An 18,126-nucleotide genomic window follows, 5' to 3' on the forward strand; every position below is an offset into this window, starting at 1 on the left:
TAAATTTATATTATGGCTCCCCAAGGATGCTTTTGCAACGACTATAAGGAGCATATGCCAGGGAAAAGCAACCAAAAGACTCGGTGGCTCGTCATTTCGCCAGCTTATCCAATGCCAGATTCAGCATAACCACATTCACTCGCGGCGCTCCCAGAAAGCCCAACTGGCGGCCTTCGGTATGGGCGGCGACGAGGTTGTTCAACTCTTCTTCGGTCATCTTGCGCATCCGGGCGACACGGGGAATCTGCATCGTCGCGGACTCCGGCGTGATATGCGGATCGAGCCCGCTCGCCGAGGCCATTACCAAGTCCGAAGGGACATCACCGTAACTGGCTGTTTCACGGATGACTTTTACCCGATCCCCCACCTTATCGATAAAATCAGGATTGGCGGGACCGAGATTGGAGCCGCCGGAAGCGGCGGGATTGTAACCGAAGTCACTCGTGGCCGAGGGGCGGGGCCAGAAATATTTCGGGTCGGAAAAAGGTTGCCCGATCAGAGCGGAGCCGACGGTCTGTCCGTTTTGGGCCGTAATAAAACTGCCTCCGGCCTGTTTTGGAAAGACCGCCGAGGCAATGCCGGTGACAACAGCAGGATAGATGCCTCCCAGGAGTATGGCAAGGGCAATTAACAGCAGGATAGCGGATTTAATGTCCTTCATAGTAGTCTACCTCCAAAAAGGGTTTGAAATTCATTATATTCGCTGCTCGCGCCCTTTGGTTGCTAAGGCACAGAATGCACGGGGGTAAGATGTTTTTATATTCATACCACTCTCAGGTGAAAGCGGGAGTTTTCCCCCTCGGTATCCTCTCCGCAAAAAGGAGAAAAGTCTTCTCTGTGCTCTGTGGTAAGAAATCATGCAAATAGTCCGATCACAAGATCAAGCGCTTTTATCCCCATGAACGGTGCAATCATCCCGCCGAGGCCGTAGATGAGCAGATTGTAAATCAGGAGCTTTTCGGCCGGCATGGGACGATACCTGGTCCCCTTCAGTGCCAGCGGGATCAGGAGCGGAATGATAACGGCGTTGAAGATGACCGCTGATAAAATGGCGCTGAAGGGGCTGGCCAGCCGCATGATATTCAGCACTCCCAATTGCGGGTAGATCGAGACGAGCGAGGCAGGAATGATGGCAAAATATTTTGCCACATCGTTTGAAATGCTGAAGGTAGTCAAATTGCCGCGCGTCATCAGGATCTGCTTGCCGATCTCCACGATGTCCAAGAGCTTGGTCGGATTGCTGTCGAGATCAATAATATTGGCAGCCTCACGGGCCGGTTGCGTGCCGGTATTCATGGCCACTGCCACATCCGCCTGGGCCAGAGCCGGGGCGTCGTTGGTGCCGTCGCCGGTCATGGCCACCATATAGCCGGCCTGCTGGTTCTCCTGGATCAGATGGAGCTTGTCCTCCGGCTTGGCCTGGGCCAGAAAGTCGTCCACCTGGGCCTCGGCGGCGATGGCGGCAGCAGTCAAAGGATTGTCGCCGGTGATCATCACAGTCTTGATCCCCATGCTGCGCAATCGCTGGAAACGCTCCTGGATGCCTCCCTTCAGGATGTCCTTGAGATTGATGACTCCGAAGATCTCGGTGTTGCAGCAGACCACGAGCGGTGTGGCCCCGGCATGGGCGATCCTGTCGACCGCGGTCTTCAAGTCATTCGGGATCGCCTTTCCACCCAAATTCCGCACAAAGGCGATGACGGAATCGGCCGCCCCCTTGCGATACACCTTGTCCCCGATGTTCACTCCGCTTAAGCGGGTATCGGCGCTGAAAGGAACGGCCTGGCTGCCTGCGGGAAGCGCCTCCAGTCTAAGGCCGTACTTCTGTTTTGCCAATACCACGACGCTGCGTCCTTCCGGGGTTTCGTCGGCCAAAGACGCCATCAGGGCCGCCTCAGCCAGTTTCTGTCCGCTTTGTCCCCCTAACGGCACGAACTCCACCGCTTCCCGGTTTCCGAGCGTGATGGTGCCGGTCTTATCGAGGAGAAGCACATTGACGTCGCCGGCTGCTTCAATGGCACGTCCGGACGTCGCAATGACGTTCTTCTGAAAGAGGCGGTCCATGCCGGCAATGCCGATGGCGGGCAGGAGCGCGGCAATGGTGGTCGGTGCCAGGCAGACAAAGAGAGCCACCAGTACGGTCAGCGAGACCGGGGACCCGTGTCCAGACGCCCTGGCACTATAGATCGAGAGCGGACTCATATTCGCCACCACCAGCAGAAAGACGAAAGTCAAGGCCACGAGAAGCACCTCGAGGGCTATCTCGTTAGGGGTCTTGCGGCGCTTGGCCCCTTCAATCAGGGAGATCATGCGGTCGAGAAAAGTCTCCCCGGGGTTGGCGGTCACGCGGACGATAATGGAATTGGCGATGACCTTGGTGCCGCCGGTCACAGCGCTCCGGTCTCCTCCGGATTCCCGCACTACCGGAGCCGATTCGCCGGTCACGGCAGCCTCGTTCACCAGTGCGGCGCCGAGGACGACTTCGCCGTCACCGGCAACCAGATCGCCTGCCTCCACGAGAATACAGTCACCTTTCCGCAACTGATTTGCGGGCAGTGTCTCGTACTCGCCGCCGAATTCCGGTTTTTTCAGACGCTTGGCCATGATCTCGGTGCGGGTTTTCCTTAGCGATGCGGCGCGGGCCTTCCCCCGCCCTTCGGCCAGGGCCTCGGCAAAGGTGGCGAAGAGAACCGTCATCCAGAGCCAGAGGGAGACCATGCCGGTGAACCAGACCGGCTCCCTGGTCGCTCCCGTCAACGACATAATAAAGGTAATCAGCGTAATTATGCTGCTCACCTCTACAGCGAACATGACCGGATTGCGCCAAAGGGCACGCGGATCGAGTTTCTTCAAAGAGTCGACCAGGGCCGAGCGCATCAGTGCAGGGTCAAAAACCGAAGTCGGTTGCGTAGTGCGTTTGGTCATCTTACTTACCTCCCAGCATGGTCAGTTGTTCGGCAATCGGTCCCATAGCCAGGGCCGGGAAAAAGGTCAGGGCGCCGACGATCATGATAACCAGCACGAGCCAGAGGACGAACGGGGCCTGATCGGTAGGGAGGGTGCCAAGACTGGGGGGAACATACTTCTTTTCCGCAAGCGAGCCGGCCATGGCCAGGACCGCGACGGCCGGAACAAAACGGCCGAGACACATGGCGACAGCGGTTGTCACATTGTAGAAGACCGTGTTGGCATTCAGGCCGGCAAAGGCGCTGCCGTTGTTATTCGAAGCGGAGGCAAAGGCATAAAACACCTCTGAAAGCCCGTGGGCGCCGGGGTTGGCCATGGAAGCGACTGCTGAAGGGACGAGGAAAGCCAAGGCCGAGAAGAAAAGCACTGCCAGCCCGGAGGTGAGGACCGTCAGGATCGACATCCACATCTCGCGCACCTCGATCTTTTTACCCAGGTACTCGGGTGTCCGCCCGATCATGAGCCCGGCCACAAAGACCGCGATGACCACGAAGGCAAGCATGGTATAGAGCCCTGAGCCCACTCCGCCAAAGACCACTTCGCTTAGGAGGATGAGCATCATCGGGACCATCCCGCCGACTGGGGTGAGGGAATCGTGCATGGTATTGACCGCGCCGCAGGAAGTACCGGTAGTAGCTGTGGCCCAGAGAACGGAGCCTCCGAGCCCGAACCGGACCTCCTTCCCTTCCATGTTCCCTCCCCGGACCCCTAGCCCGGCCACAAGGGGATTACCGCTATTTTCCGCCCAGTACAGGACGCCGGTAGCCAGAACCAGCATGATCAGCATGGCCGCAAAAAGCGCCCATCCCTGTCTGGGACTTCCGACCATGCTGCCGAAGGTGTAGGTCAGGCCTGCCGGGATAAGGAGGATCAAAAAAATTTCCACGATGTTGGAGAGCGGCGTCGGGTTTTCATACGGGTGGGATGAGTTGGCGTTAAAGAATCCACCGCCGTTGGTCCCAAGCTCCTTTATCGCCTCCTGTGAGGCGACCGGGCCCATGGGGACCGTAACCTCTTTCACCATCACTTTCTCGATGACAGGCTGGCCGGAAGCATTCTCCAGAGGATTCCCCTTACCATCCGGCTTCGACTTTTCATAACTAGTCGGCTGTAAAAGCGACACTTTTTTATAAGGGCTGAAGTTCTGGATTACCCCCTGAGATACCAGAAAGACTGCGGCGATAAGGGACAGCGGCAGGAGGATATACAGGGTACCCCGGGTCAGGTCCACCCAGAAATTGCCGAGAGAGGTGGCCTGCCGCCGCGCCAGGCCGCGAATAAGGGCGATCACAATCGCCATGCCGGCAGCAGCGGACGCGAAGTTTTGCACCGCGAGTCCCGCCATCTGGGTAAAATAGCTGGCAACCAATTCACCGCTGTATGCCTGCCAGTTGGTATTGGTTACAAAGCTCATCGCGGTATTGAGCGCCAGATGCCAGGAGAATGCCGGAAATTTCTGCGGATTGAGAGGCAAAAATCCATGGAACATCAGTATGCCAAAGAGTGCCGCGAATGAAACAAAGCTAAAAATCAGCATGGCGAAGGCATATTCCTTCCAGTCCATCTCCGCGTCCCTGTTCACTCCGCAGATACGGTACAGGAGGTTTTCAACCGGTCGCAAGACATGAGTGAGAACGGTCCGCTCCCCCTTGTAAACCCTGGCCATGAAAGCGCCAAACGGCTTTGTTAAGGTCAGTAGAACGACAAAAAGAAGTATCGCTTGCAGCCATTCGTATATATTCATAACGAGTCTCCTATCGCCCAAAAAGGCGGAGTGTCTACGAAAGAGCCCGGTTCGCTGTGACCCGTATCTCCCCTCAGATAGACGGGGTTTTGGAATAGAATTGATAGGTCTTCATAGTTATGCCTCTAGCGATATCAGAAACCATTCTAACTCATTGGGCATAAAGAAGGTCTCAAAATAGTAGGGAAAAGCGTCAAAAATTCATCAAGATTAGAATCTAGATCTGCCGGAAGTAAACAACCTTGCAGATTTATCCAGATGATAAACATAGTGAAAATCTGCGTATTATCAATAACCGCCTGTTCTAAGATTGGAAATGGTTTCTGAGAGACAAGGTTAACTTATTGAAAGAACTTCTATATAGTTAGGTTTGCAAGGTGGGTTAGAACAGTGTAAAGGTAGCGATCATGTTTATTAAATCCTGGATAGCCGCCGGGCTGGACATAGCCTGATTATAGTTGGCCGAGGCCACGAAGACCCGGCTTCTGGCCCGGTCAATGATAACCTTTTGATAAGACTGTCCCATAGTCATCGGGTTCGTAAAGACAGCAAAGGCAGTCTGTGAAGGAAAATCATAGCTTACCGTGGGCATCTGTTGGATAACACCAGACTGAATCATCTGCTGGATGTTTTGCGTGACAAACATCTGGATATCCATTCCCGGCATAATAGGCCCGACACCAATATTAAGGTGTGATCCTTCTCGATTATAGATGGTATTTACCGGGATAGTGGGATTTTGCAGGCCGGCCGGGTTATGCATTACCTGCCAGTTCTCCGGATGCAGTACGGTCAGAAGAAAACCGAGATTCTGATTTATAAAATTTTTCCCGGAAAATTGGGTCGGCTGAGATGGGCTCAGGCTCCGAAGCTGATTAATGACAGCCGGGTCTGCAATCTTACCTTCCGTAAACTGGATATCATTACCCTGGGCTGAGGCCGTCGAGGTGCCGATATTAATCTGATCTACTATGGGCTTTTCCAGGCTCAGGCTGATTTTCCCCTTACCCGGCTCCACAGTAAGCGTCCCCTTTCCTCCGCCCATGGTCCCTTGATAGACAACGTATATCCCGGCGGAACCCAACAACAGGGTGGCAAAAACGATTATGACCAGACGGATCGTTTTTTGTTTCTCTATGCCGAGGGATTCAGAATCCTTGGTGGCGTTTTCATTCATAGGTCACCGATATCGGGTTTTTTAATGAGGTGAGTATAGGGTAAAGAGAGTTTGGGCGTCAAGTGTAATCTGTAGGGATAAGAGATATCAAGGTACAGAAACTGAGGGGAACAGGTTGCGGTCGGTGTGGGGGATAAAGCGGGCGGCGCTGAATCTCTGCATGAATTCCGCATTCACGTTCATCTCGATATAGGTAATACGGTCGCAAAGGCTCCGGGTCTCCTCCCGCAGTGAAAAATTGCAGAGGGCCTGTAAGGCCCCGGTCAGAGAGCTATTCCCTAAAGGGATATACCGTTCGAGGGGCAAATCCGGAAGCATCCCCAGGGTAATGGCCTTTACCGGATCGATATAGTTCCCGAAGGTTCCAGCTACGTAAAAATGGGCCAGATCCTGAAAGCGGAGGCCCACGGAATCAATAATAGTGGCCAGTATGGTGTACATGGCGGCCTTGGAGCGTAAAAGGATATCCACGTCTGCCTGAGTTAAAACCAGTTCCTCCCCTATGCCCGTCTCCCGGCCCGGAACCAGGATGTAGGCCAGTCCGGATGTGGTCTCCTTGAAGCGGGAAGGGTTTCGCTCCGGGACAAACTTTCCCCGCCGATCCAATAGTCCCACGGAGAAGAGATCAGCCGCCAGGTCAATGAGCCCGGATCCACATATCCCCAGGGGAGCTACCCCGCCAATCACCGAGTAAACGGGTCTTAAGGTGTTACGGTCCAAACTTACCCGGTCGATGGCCCCGTCGCCGGCGGTCATGCCCATCTGAGCCACCCCTCCCTCGAGAGCCGGACCGGCCGCACCGGCGCAGGCCATGAGCCAGTCGCTATTTCCCAGAACCACCTCGGCATTGGTGCCCACATCCACCAGGATAGAGACCTCGTTCTGGCGGGCCAGACCTGAGGCCAGGAGCCCGGCGATGAGGTCGCCGCCAAAATAGCTTCCCACATTAGGGAAAATGAAAACTCGGGCATTAGGATGGATGGGGATCTCCAGTTCTCCGGCAAGCGCCGGATCGGGGCGGTTCACCAGAGGGATATAAGGTTCCCGGGGCATAGAGCTTGGGTCCAAACCCATAAAAAGGTGGGTCATGGCCGTGTTCCCGGCCACAGTCATAGAATAGATACTCCCGGTCTGCACCCCTGCTTTAGCGGCCAGTTGGGCGACCATTTTGCCGATCCCTTCCCGCACCACGGCGGTCAACTCCTTGAGGCCGTTCGGGTCGTGGGCATAATGGATGCGGGTAAGGATGTCGGCTCCATATCGAATCTGGGGGTTGTCCATGGAGTGTTCGGAAAGGACCTTTCCTGTCCTCAAGTCCACCAGTGCGCCCACCATCCGGGTTGTCCCCAGATCCAGGGCCAGGCCGAAAAAATCCTTTGTAGTATCACCAGGGCTGATATCCAGAAGCTCCCATTCTTCTCCCTCTCTGACCACCGTGGCCGTCACCCGGAAAGAGGCCTCTCGCATGACACGAGAAGAAAACCCTATCAGGCTGTAGGGTATCCGGACGGACTTAAGGCCCTGCCCGGCTTGCAGTGCTCGCCGCAGCCGGTCAATATCCCCGGTATTATCCTTTAAACTGGGGAGGGGAAGGTCTAGGTATAGCTTCTTGACCCCGGGATCCAAATCTTTGTTTGATATTTTATCCTGACCGGGCAGCATCTACTGCAACCTCTAAAGTTTATGCCTTGCGTCGCTGTCGAACATGCATAGCGAGCGCATTCCCCGCTGCTTGCCATCAGGTCCGACCCTGGCGGGCGACGGGGTTAGCAAGCGAATACGATGCATTTTACCTTGCATACGGAGATTCCCCGTCCGCCCTCCGCCTGGGGCGGACGGGGAGCTTCAACTATGAACAAAATCTGAGACAAAGGTCAATGAAAATTTAAGAAAATATCATTAAAAACTTTCACTTTACAGAGATATGCATTTGTGATGAGATAATAAGGTAGGAAGCAATTTTCGGAAGGCCGGAAATTTATGAACCATTATCTGGAAATTGGGGTGGGCTTGGAACAGTCACAAAAAAGAGAAGAAAGGAGAACAAATATGAGACGGACAGTAACCTTATTAGTAATACTTTCGGTCGTCAGCCTTTTAGTTGCAACAGAAACCTTTGCCCAGCGCGGTATGCGGTGGAGGGGTAGCGGCGGCTGGGCAACAGAAGGTAGGTATGGCCGTATGTACGACCCCAAAACGGTGGAGACCATCAGCGGAGAGGTGGTCAGCGTAGATAAAATCACACCGATGAAGGGTATGTCTTATGGCGTACATCTGATGGTAAAAACAGACAAAGAGACCGTTTCTGTCCATCTGGGGCCGGGGTGGTACATAGGAAATCAGGACGTAAAGATCGAACCAAAGGACAAGGTTGAGGTTACCGGCTCCAGGATCACCTTACAAGGGAAACCGGCCATCATTGCGGCTGAGGTTAAAAAAGGAGAAGGGGTCCTGAAGCTCCGGGATGAAAATGGCCTTCCGGCCTGGTGTGGATGGAGGCGCCGATAGCCTGACTGAAGCCCACCCAATTTCAGTTCCGGCTCCTGGTTGTATCCACGCCATCTGTCCCGCATCCCAACATGGGCAAGAACGACCGGGACTATTTGTCTAAAGTTCTCTCTTAAGGTGGTCGATATACACATTACTGGAGAAAGGTCCCTTGACGGAGGAACAGATAACTTCATAAAGATGAACAGGATCTCGCCTAATGTTAAGGTCTTGGTAGTAGATGATGATGCCGGTATCAGGTTGGCGGTGAAAACCGTGGTACAAAAGATGGGTGTCGAAGATGTGGCAGAGGCAACCAACGGACATAGCGCCCTGAAAATGATCAAGGAAAACCATTATGATCTTATTGTTTCCGACTGGAATATGCCTGAGATGGGCGGTGATGAGCTTTTAAGGGTCGTAAAGGGTAACGAAAAAACCAAAGATACTCCCTTTATTATGCTTACCTGCCGGAGACATCACGATGACGTAGTTAGCACCCTCAGGGCCGGAGCCAGTAATTATGTCGTAAAGCCGTTCAGCATTCAAGACCTGGCTCAAAAAATCTCAAATATAATTTGCCCGCATCCGGAAGAAAGCATAACCGGCAATGCCGATGATACCGGAGATAAGTGGGCAGCATCCCTTGTTGAGCAATTAATAAAAAAACTGGACAGGGGCCAGGTCAATTTACCAATCCTGCCGACCGTAGGCATCAAAATCCATCAGTTGCTGCGTGACCCCAAATTGTCCCTTAATGATATTGCGAAGCTTGTGGAAAAGGAGCCCGTTATTTCTTCAAAACTCCTGGCCATATCAAATTCACCCTTTTATGCCGGTATAGGCAAAAATGATAATCTGGAACGTGCTATATTGAGGATAGGCCTTAAGAGTGTACTCAATACAGTATTTGTACTGATTAACAGGGGTCTGTATGTCATAAAACATGAAAAGCACGAGGCAATAGTTAAGTCCCTATGGGAACATTCCCTGGCCTGTGCCTACGGCGCCCAGCAGACGGCCTTTATGCTAAGAATGGTGGAACCGGATAAATATTTTATGCTGGGCCTCCTTCACGATATCGGAAAGGTGGTATCGCTACAATTATTGCTACATCCGGACACACAGAAGTGGACGCCCGATAGCGACCATTTGATTTCCACCCTGAACCAGATACACAACGAGATAGGGGCGTTTGTATTAAAGAGATGGAACTTTGATCAGGATTATATTGACATTGCTTCTTACCACAACCAGGAGGACATCTCATCGGATACCCCAAAAGAACTATTAGTAATCTACTTTGCCAACCTCCTGGCCCGAGAAATGGGCTATGGTCTAAAAAAATACGAGGGACCAGCTATTATTGAAGATAAGTCTGTATCGTTACTAGGGTTAGACCCTCCAGGAATTGAAGCCATTCGGGAAGACATCCATAGATTTATGGAAGGCGTTAGCGGTCAGTTCTTTCTATAGCTCGCATGCAATCAGCCCAATATTTTCCGGAGCCTGTCTTTCAGGTCGCGGGGGCTAAATGGTTTTTTGATATATTCGTCTGCCCCCGCCTCCATCCCTTGCTGTTCATCCATGCGTTGTCCTTTGGCTGTCAGCATCACGATATAAATGTCCATGGTCTCTGTATCCTTCTTCAATAATTCACAGACCTCATAGCCGGTCAACTTAGGCAGCATAACATCCAGAAGTATCAGATCCGGCCCTTGCTCCTTAGCTATCTTAAGGGCCTCCTCTCCATCCGTCGCGGTTAATAACTCAAAACCCGCCTTCCGAACCACAAAACTGAGGGACTCCAGGATATGTGGTTCATCATCACACACCAGGATTCGTTTGGCCATTTCCTATATCTCCTTGTACCGAGGAACTGTAAAATAAAATGTGCTGCCCTCGCCCAATTGGCTCTCTACCCATATCTTGCCCCCATGATGTTCTATTATTTCCTTGCAGATGGCCAGCCCTAACCCCGTGCCCCCTTTTTTTCGGGTAGCAGATGAATCCACCTGGTGAAATTTCATAAAAATTTTATCAAGCTCATCTTCTGGTATTCCGATTCCGTTATCTGCTACCGCTACCTGAACCCGGTCTTCGTCAACAGCAGCAGAGACAGTAATAAGGCCGTCATTATCCGTAAATTTTATGGCATTGCCCAATAAATTTGTAATCACCTGGGTCAATTTGTCCCGGTCCACGTAAATCTCGGGAAGTCCTTCCTGTACTTTCTTATCTATCACAAGACCTTTTTTTTCAGCAAGGGACGACACGGCAGCCACAGATTCATCTATCACCCTTTCAATATGGTGATAGCCCATCCTCCATACCTGCCTGCCGGATTCGATCCTGGACAGATCCAAAAGGCCATCTATCAATCGTGCCAACCGGTCGCTTTCTTCGTTAATTATATTCAGGAACTTTGTCTGTGTCTCCATATCCTCTCCTGCGTTGTCAAGCAGTATCTCGGAAAACGCCTTGATGGAGGTCAATGGCGTCCTTAATTCGTGGGAGACCGTGGACAAAAAGTTGGTCTTTATCTGGTCTAATTCCCTGAGCCTTGCGTTGGCCGCTTCCAGTTCTGTAGTCCTTTCCCTGACTTTGCCCTCCAGAGTCTTACTATATCTCTCAATCTCTTCTCTCGACCTCTTAAGGTCCTGGGTCATCCGGTTAAAGGATTGTCCTAATTGGCCAATCTCATCATCCCCTTTTACCTCAGCTAAATAGTTCAAATTCCCTCTTGCGACCTCTTCTGTCCCTATCACCAGGGCCTTGATCGGCTTAGTAATACTCCAGGTCAATAAGATGCTGGTCAGAATAATCGCCAGCAGGCCCGCCAGGGTGGCTATCTGTAACTGCCGGTGCGTCCTCTTTATGATGTCATAGGCCTCATCCGTCTTTTGACAGATGCCGACGCTCCACTCCTTTCCCGGAAAATCCAAATGGCCTTTCAGTCTGGAGTATGCACAGACCCGTCCCGCTTTCTGTGCACCGGTAAAATCAACCGTTCCCTCTGGATTGTGCGTTATGCGTCGTCTGAGTATATCTGGAGAAAGTTTTTCAAAAAGCTTTTCCTTATCAGGATGGGCAATAATCACGCCCTCTTTATTGGTCATGAACATGAATCCGGTCCTTCCGACCCGAACCCGGTCTGTAATATCCCATATCTTTCCCATGTTCACCTGACCAGCCACTACCGCCTGCACCCGGCCGGCTTTATTCAGGACCGGAGCCGTGGTCACAAAGATAAATTTTCTCGGATTCAGGATAATATGGACATTAGATACGACAGATCTGCCTTCACGGGCTTCCCTATACCAACTCTTGCTGTTCCAGCTGCCGCGATAGTTATATGTAGTCGAGGTAATAACATTTCCCGTAAGATCGATCAGGGTAATGTCTTCAAAGACCTTGTAAAAATCCTGGACCCGTCTCATCTCGGCTAATTTCTCATCTACATTCGTAAAGCTTGAACGAATGCCGGGACTGGCTGACAGAGTCTTAATGTTCATGTAGGCATTAAAAATGGAGCGGTCGATCTCGGTGCCTACCTGCTTGGTCAATGCCAGGAGATTTTCGCTTACCATATTATTCAGGGATTGCTTCACATAGGTCAGGAAGGATAGGCCCAAAATCAATAATGGCAGGAGCCCGGTAATCAGAAAGAATAAGCTGATCTTTCTACCCAGTCTTTTCCTGAAAATAATTTTTTCTCCAAGGCCCATTTTTCTTATTTGTTCATAAGTTCAGACCATATCTTATTTCTTATGGCGTGTCCCTTTCCTATTTCCTGATCCGTTCCTGCTTCCTTAAAGAACTCACATCGCCGGAGGATTTGCGCTGGCGGGTAAATAGCAGGGTCTTCCAATATCTCCTTCAGTGTATACCTCGCAGCGGCCCTATTGCAGTTGGCATACCAGAGGTAATTGGCTATCTTAGCACTTGCCTCCGGGGCGAGAATGTAATTGATAAATACCTCGGCCGTATACTTATTTCGTGAATCCCTCGGGATACAGATGTTGTCAACCCATATGGATGCTCCTTCTTTGGGAATCACATATTCGATATCTTTATTTTTATCTGCGGCATAACAGGCCTCGCCACTGAACTGGTGAGCCAGCCAGATTCTCCCGGATATGAGATCGCCCCTGGTCTTTATACAGTCATGATAGCCGGCAATAAGGGGCCTCTGCCTAAAAAGTAATAACCGGGCCTCCTCAAGTGCCCGGGGATCATTAGTATTAATGGAATAGCCTTTTGTCTTCAAGGCCATCGCTATTACCTCATCCATGTCATTTAATAAACTTATCTTTCCCCTGTACTTAAAGTCCCACAGTATTTTCCAGCTATTTACCTTTTCCTTAACGAACCTTCGGTTTACGGCAATACCCGTGGTACCCCACAAATATGGAACCGAATACCTGTTGCCCGGATCATAAAAGGGATTTTTAAACATAGGGTCTATGTTTCCAATGTTGGGGATATTTCGGTAGTTGACCGGCGCCAGAAGTTTCAATGCCCTCATCTCCTGTACCAAAAGGCCGCTAATTATGATGATATCGTACTTCGCCGGGTCTGATTGGACGGCAGATAACATTTCCTCTTCATTTTTATAGGTTTCGAGATGGACTTTGACTCCAAATCTCCTTTCAAAATCCCGGATGGTGGTCTCACCCAGATAGTCTTCCCAGTTATAGACATTTAACACCCGGGAAAGGGACCTTTCGTTGCCAGCAAAGGCTACTGGGGCCAATGATGACAATAACAAAAAAATACTTATCGTCATCAGTATCCTTAAAAGCCTGGGCATCTGTTCTCCTTTTAGCGGCGCTGTGAACATGCATAGCGAGCGCATTCCCCGCTGCTTGCGGCGGGGTTAGCGAGCGAATACTATGCTTTTTACCTTACATACGGAGATTCCCCGTCCGCCGTAGGTCCGCCTGCGGCGGACGGGGAGCTTCAATGGCTCAGTCCTACTAACCGTTCTATCCCACCCCCAGAAGTTTTCCGGGATACAATATATCCAACAACTTACGAATTACATCGAATAATTCGCCCCTGAACTTAAATCCTGCCGCAAGAAAGGCCCTTTTGCAGATTTTCAGGGCCTATATATCACTTGACAGTCCACCGGCCGTGCAGTATAAAAACCCTATCCATGGGTTAAAGGGAACCCTGTGCAAATCAGGGACGGTCCCGCCGCTGTATTCGGGGACGAAACCCACCTTTAAAGCCACTGTCAAAAGAATCGGTTTAAACCGTTTAAACAGTTTGAACCGTTGAGTTGACGGGAAGGCGTGGGGAGTAGGCAGATCCGTGAGTCAGAAGACCTGCCCGGGACGTAAATAGAGGCCTTTTTCTTCGCGGAAAAGAAGGGTGAAGTCAAGCGGGTGCAGCCCTTAAGTCCAACTAGTGGGATTTAAGGGCTTTTTGTTTTATGCTTTCTTGACAAGACGGCATAGTAAAAAGCTTCAGTTGCAAGGCGCGCAAGTCCTGAGGAATGAGGCGTACTTATAGCTACGCCGCAGTGACGAAGGATGCCGCGCAACGCAGCAAATGGACTTTTAACGAAGCCGTCTTTTATGGAGGAGATGTGACCAGGCCCATCCACGGTGGCAACATACGGAAAGTCCAGGATAAATATGGCTTGAGTAAATCTGCCGTCCTTGACTTTAGCGCCAGTATCAATCCTTTTGGCCCGCCCCGGGGCGTAAAAGAAGTCATCAAAAAATCCATAGATGACCTGCCCAACTACCCAGACTCCGACTGTCTTGAACTGCGCCAGGCCATCGCCGCCTACTGGAAGATTGACCCGGACAACTTACTGGTCGGTAACGGCTCTACCGAGCTTATCCATCTTATCACCCGCGTCTTGACGCCAAAACAGGCCCTCATCCCCATACCAACTTTTACCGAATACGAGGACGCCGTCCGTCTCGCAGGCGGCAGATGTCTGTTCATCGAGGCCCGCCCGGATAAAGACTTCTCCTGGCCCATGGAAACAATCCTGGGCCGATTAGACCATGCGGACATACTCTTTCTCTGTACACCCAATAGCCCTACGGGTTATCTCATACCCGAGGCTGAGATCTACAACATAATCCATGCCTGCAAAAAATATAAAATTGTCCTGGTCATTGATGAGACATTTCTCGATTTCGTGGATGGCGGCGAACAGTGTTCTTTTGTAACCCTTGCCGCCAGGGCGTCTAATATCATCGTCCTTCGCTCGTTTACCAAGCTCTACGCCCTACCCGGCCTTCGCCTGGGTTATCTGGTCGGCGGCAAGACCCTGGTCAGAAAGCTCAGTCGGATGCAGCCTCCCTGGATGGTGAATATCCTGGCACAAGCAGCCGGCCTCGAGGCCCTTAACGATATGACATATCAAACACAGACCCTTGCCCGCCTTGGCCTTGAGAAAGAAAGGCTTTTATCTGAGCTTGCTAAAATCTCCGGACTTCTCCCCTATCCTTCTGCCGCCAATTTTATACTCTGCCGCATAGCCACCAAGAAAATCGACTCGGAAGCCCTTACCGACGAGATGGCCCGTAAGGGCATATTAATCCGGAATTGCAGCACCTACCAGGGGCTAGATAAGCATTTTATCCGTGTTGCCGTGCGTACCAGAGAAGAAAATGCCCGGCTCATCTCGTCCCTGCGAGAGGTCCTAAATGGCCTTTGAGCTGATGATCGCCTACGGCCTGGATATTCTGATTGGTGACCCTACCTGGTTCCCGCACCCAGTCAGGGCCATTGGCCGGGGTATAACGGCCCTGGAGAGATACTTGCGGCAGACTATCATTCCCCTGCGACTGGCAGGAGCTATTCTTACTATAACCATTGTGGGTTTGACCTACGGCCTTGTCTGGCTTGTTTGCCATCTGGCAGGCATTTTTCATCCTTACCTCGGAAAGGCCATAGCCATCCTTCTTATCTTTATGTCCCTTTCCGTGCGCAGTCTGGCTCAGGCCGCTAAAAAAGTCTATTCCCCCCTTAAAGCAGGCAACATTAATCAGGCCCGCAGACAACTCGGCCAGATCGTCAGCCGTGAAACCGCCACCTTGGATCAGGACGCTGTTATTCGTGGAACGGTAGAGACTGTAGCCGAAAATACGGTAGATGGCGTTGTCTCTCCCCTATTCTATGCCCTTATTGGCGGCGCCCCGCTGGCCTGGGCCTATAAGGCCATAAATACTCTGGACTCAATGGTCGGCTACAAGGATGAGCGATATCTAAAGTTCGGCTGGTTTTCGGCCCGCTTGGATGACATTGCGAATTTTATCCCTGCCCGTCTGAGCGGACTTGTTATCCCCCTGGCGGCTTTATTGGTCAGCAGAAATAGTATTCAATCTATAAAGACCGTGTTCGCCGATGGCCGGAAGGCGGAAAGTCCGAACGCCGGATTCCCGGAGGCCGCCTTTGCCGGGGCCCTGAATATTCAACTGGGAGGAAGGAATATCTACCAGGGCAAGATTACCAATCGTCCATTGATCGGCCAGCCTCTCCGTCCGAGACAAATAGAAAACATAAAACAGGCCATACACCTGCTGTATGCCACGTCTTTGGTGGCCCTGATGGGAGGAATGATTATTGTCTGGTTATTGAATTGCTAAAAACAAGCTTATAGGCATTAAGTCTGTCAGATCAAGGAAGCCGGTCAAAGGCCGGCGCTGCCCCGCAACTGTAGGCGGAACGAAATCCACGCAATACCACTGATTCCTAAAAAGGGTTGGGAAGGTGTGGAGAGTAGGCCTTGCCGCAAGCCAGGAGACTTATCTGACAGACTAAAAAACATCCTGACCGAGGGAGGAAGGAGAATTGGAAATGAAGAGGTTGTTAAACTGTGTTATTGTATCATTTGCATGTTTATTTACGGTATCATCCACTCCGGTAACTGCACAGGAGGATACCGGGGCCATAAAAATGGAGGCGGTGGTAGTAACTGCCAGCAGGTTGGAGGAACCGTTGAGATACTCCCCTGATTCGGTCACGGTAGTCACAGGGGAAGAGATTCAGAAAAAGGATAAGAAGACGGTTGTTGATGTCCTCAGAGATGTTCCCGGTGTCTTCATCAGACAGAATAGTTCATTCGGCGGGGACTCTTCTATATACCTGCGCGGCACCAACAATGCACATACGTTAATTATGATCGACGGCGTAAGGATAGGCGACCCGATGGCCGGCGATGGAAAGATGAGCATCTCTGACCTGTCTACGGATAATATCGACAAAATCGAAATCATCCGAGGCGCCCAAAGCGTGTTGTATGGATCAGATGCCATCGGAGGCGTCATCAACATCATTACCAAAAAAGGCAAAGGAAAGCCTGGATTTTACCTTTCAACCGAGGGAGGTTCGTTTGAGTCCTTCAGGGAGAAACTCGGGGTCAGCGGGGCAAATGATAAGGTGGGCTATTCTGCTTTTATATCCCATCTGGATACTAAAGGTATCTCCAAGGCGGATGAAGACCTGGGAAATACGGAACAGGATTACTACCACGATACCAATATCTCCGTCCGGCTTGATGCCCCGTTTAGCGAAACGGTGCGGGCAGGTTTTTCTGTTCATCACGCTCAGTCAAAGATGGACTATGATGGCACGGGGGTTGATGCGAACAAGGTTCGGGATACGGATATCACTACTATCTCTACAAACTTTGAGCAGGATGTCTTTGGCTGGTGGCAGCACATTATAAAACTGGGCACTACGGAAACAAATAGGGAATATACCGCTAATGGCGTTTTTGATGGGACATATAAGGGAACGACAAAGTTAGCCTCCTGGCAGCATAATTTCTTTATTCAAGATAAGGATACCATCACAGCCGGTTTCGATTATCAGGAAGAGAACGGCGACGTCCAGAGTACCGGGGGGAATATTACGGAAAAGAAGATTGATACCAACAGCCTCTTTATCCAGAACAAGTGGACTCCGTTTCAAGGCTTCTCTTTTACCCTTGGTGTGCGTCATGACGATCATCAGACCTTTGGCGGTGAAGACACCTACAAAGGCGCACTGGCCTATCTCTATGAAGAGACCGGAACCAAGATAAGGACAAGTTATGGAACCGGCTTTCGCGCCCCCTCCCTCTATCAACTCTACTCATCCTATGGCGATCCCAACCTGAAGCCGGAGGAGAGCAAGGGCTATGACGTGGGCATAGACCAGGAACTGTTCGGGAGAAAGGTGTTACTGTCTGTGACCTACTTCCAAACTGAGATTGACCAGTTGATTGACTGGAATTGGACGACCTGGAAGTATTATAACGTCGGTAAGGTCAAGACAAAGGGCTGGGAGACGTCGGCCTCTTTTAAGCCGCTGGCCTGGTTGAGTCTCGATGCCCATTACACCTACACCGGGGCGAAAGATGAGACCCCCGGAGGTACAAGCCAGGGCAAGTATTTAATATACCGGCCGAAGCATACGGCGGGGGCCTCTTTAAATGTCAAGCCGCTGGAAAAGCTGAACGTGAATCTCAATACTCAATATGTGGGTAAACGGTATAGAAATACGGGCAACACCGCCGAGATGCGTTCTTATACACTTGTAAATCTGGCGGCATCCTACGAAGTTACTCAGTGGCTTGAGGTCTTCGGAAGGGTGGATAACCTGACCGATAAAAACTACCAATCCATATACCAATATGGCGAACCCGGTATCGGCATTTATGGCGGAATTAAGGCGACTTTTTAGATTTCGGATTTCGGATTTCGGATTTGGGATTTGGGGCGCCCCTTGGTGTCTCCTC

13 protein-coding genes and 2 riboswitches are annotated in these 18,126 nt (G+C 51.2%); of the genes, 5 read left to right on the forward strand and 8 right to left on the reverse strand.

The genetic code is table 11. The features are described 5' to 3' along the window. Window positions 1-91: 91 nt before the first annotated feature. The 5 genes from kdpC to PHT49_09370 form a co-directional block, all read right to left on the reverse strand. On the reverse strand, window positions 92-661 hold the full coding sequence (gene kdpC, locus PHT49_09350) for a potassium-transporting ATPase subunit KdpC (GenBank protein ID MDD5452083.1): 570 nt from the start codon (window positions 659-661) through the stop codon (window positions 92-94). 194 nt (window positions 662-855) lie between these two features. Next, a complete protein-coding gene (gene kdpB / locus PHT49_09355; GenBank protein MDD5452084.1) occupies window positions 856-2,925 on the reverse strand; it encodes a potassium-transporting ATPase subunit KdpB in 2,070 nt (689 codons plus the stop codon). Between the two features lies 1 nt (window position 2,926). Then, window positions 2,927-4,711: a potassium-transporting ATPase subunit KdpA gene (gene kdpA / locus PHT49_09360; GenBank protein ID MDD5452085.1), complete on the reverse strand. Its 1,785-nt coding sequence runs from the start codon at window positions 4,709-4,711 to the stop codon at window positions 2,927-2,929. Window positions 4,712-5,093: 382 nt separating this feature from the next. Next, window positions 5,094-5,888 carry a hypothetical protein gene (locus PHT49_09365; GenBank protein MDD5452086.1) on the reverse strand — a complete coding sequence of 265 codons (795 nt, stop codon included), beginning with the start codon at window positions 5,886-5,888 and terminating at the stop codon, window positions 5,094-5,096. An 87-nt stretch (window positions 5,889-5,975) separates the two neighbouring features. Then, entirely contained in the window at window positions 5,976-7,550 is a 1,575-nt protein-coding gene (locus PHT49_09370; GenBank protein ID MDD5452087.1) for an ASKHA domain-containing protein, read from the reverse strand. Window positions 7,551-7,937: 387 nt separating this feature from the next. On the opposite strand from PHT49_09370, the gene PHT49_09375 reads away from it, so the two are divergent. Then, a complete protein-coding gene (locus tag PHT49_09375) occupies window positions 7,938-8,396 on the forward strand; it encodes a hypothetical protein (GenBank protein MDD5452088.1) in 459 nt (152 codons plus the stop codon). A gap of 39 nt (window positions 8,397-8,435) precedes the next feature. Next, window positions 8,436-9,851, forward strand: coding sequence for an HDOD domain-containing protein (locus tag PHT49_09380; protein MDD5452089.1), 1,416 nt, complete (start codon window positions 8,436-8,438; stop codon window positions 9,849-9,851). A gap of 11 nt (window positions 9,852-9,862) precedes the next feature. Here PHT49_09380 and PHT49_09385 read toward each other — a convergent pair whose 3' ends face one another. From PHT49_09385 to PHT49_09395, 3 genes are read right to left on the reverse strand one after another with little or no spacing between them, the layout of a single operon-like run. Further along, window positions 9,863-10,228, reverse strand: a complete 366-nt coding sequence (locus tag PHT49_09385) for a response regulator (protein ID MDD5452090.1) — start codon at window positions 10,226-10,228, stop codon at window positions 9,863-9,865. Between the two features lie 3 nt (window positions 10,229-10,231). Continuing rightward, window positions 10,232-12,103 carry an ATP-binding protein gene (locus PHT49_09390; GenBank protein ID MDD5452091.1) on the reverse strand — a complete coding sequence of 624 codons (1,872 nt, stop codon included), beginning with the start codon at window positions 12,101-12,103 and terminating at the stop codon, window positions 10,232-10,234. 5 nt (window positions 12,104-12,108) lie between these two features. Further along, complete coding sequence (locus PHT49_09395) at window positions 12,109-13,188, reverse strand: spermidine/putrescine ABC transporter substrate-binding protein (protein MDD5452092.1); 1,080 nt, start codon at window positions 13,186-13,188, stop codon at window positions 12,109-12,111. 304 nt (window positions 13,189-13,492) lie between these two features. After that, window positions 13,493-13,731: riboswitch (cobalamin riboswitch) on the forward strand. 147 nt (window positions 13,732-13,878) lie between these two features. Here PHT49_09395 and cobD point away from each other — a divergent pair. The 3 genes from cobD (at window position 13,879) to PHT49_09410 (ending at window position 18,071) form a co-directional block, all read left to right on the forward strand. Further along, window positions 13,879-15,060: a threonine-phosphate decarboxylase CobD gene (gene cobD / locus PHT49_09400; GenBank protein MDD5452093.1), complete on the forward strand. Its 1,182-nt coding sequence runs from the start codon at window positions 13,879-13,881 to the stop codon at window positions 15,058-15,060. After that, a complete protein-coding gene (gene cbiB / locus PHT49_09405; GenBank protein ID MDD5452094.1) occupies window positions 15,050-15,991 on the forward strand; it encodes an adenosylcobinamide-phosphate synthase CbiB in 942 nt (313 codons plus the stop codon). Before cobD ends, cbiB begins: the two co-directional genes overlap by 11 nt. 2 nt (window positions 15,992-15,993) lie before the next feature. Next, window positions 15,994-16,173, forward strand: a riboswitch (cobalamin riboswitch). Between the two features lie 29 nt (window positions 16,174-16,202). Then, window positions 16,203-18,071 carry a TonB-dependent receptor gene (locus PHT49_09410; GenBank protein ID MDD5452095.1) on the forward strand — a complete coding sequence of 623 codons (1,869 nt, stop codon included), beginning with the start codon at window positions 16,203-16,205 and terminating at the stop codon, window positions 18,069-18,071. Window positions 18,072-18,126 lie beyond the last annotated feature (55 nt).

This window comes from Desulfovibrionales bacterium (assembly GCA_028715605.1).
Taxonomy (GTDB): domain Bacteria; phylum Desulfobacterota; class QYQD01; order QYQD01; family QYQD01; genus QYQD01.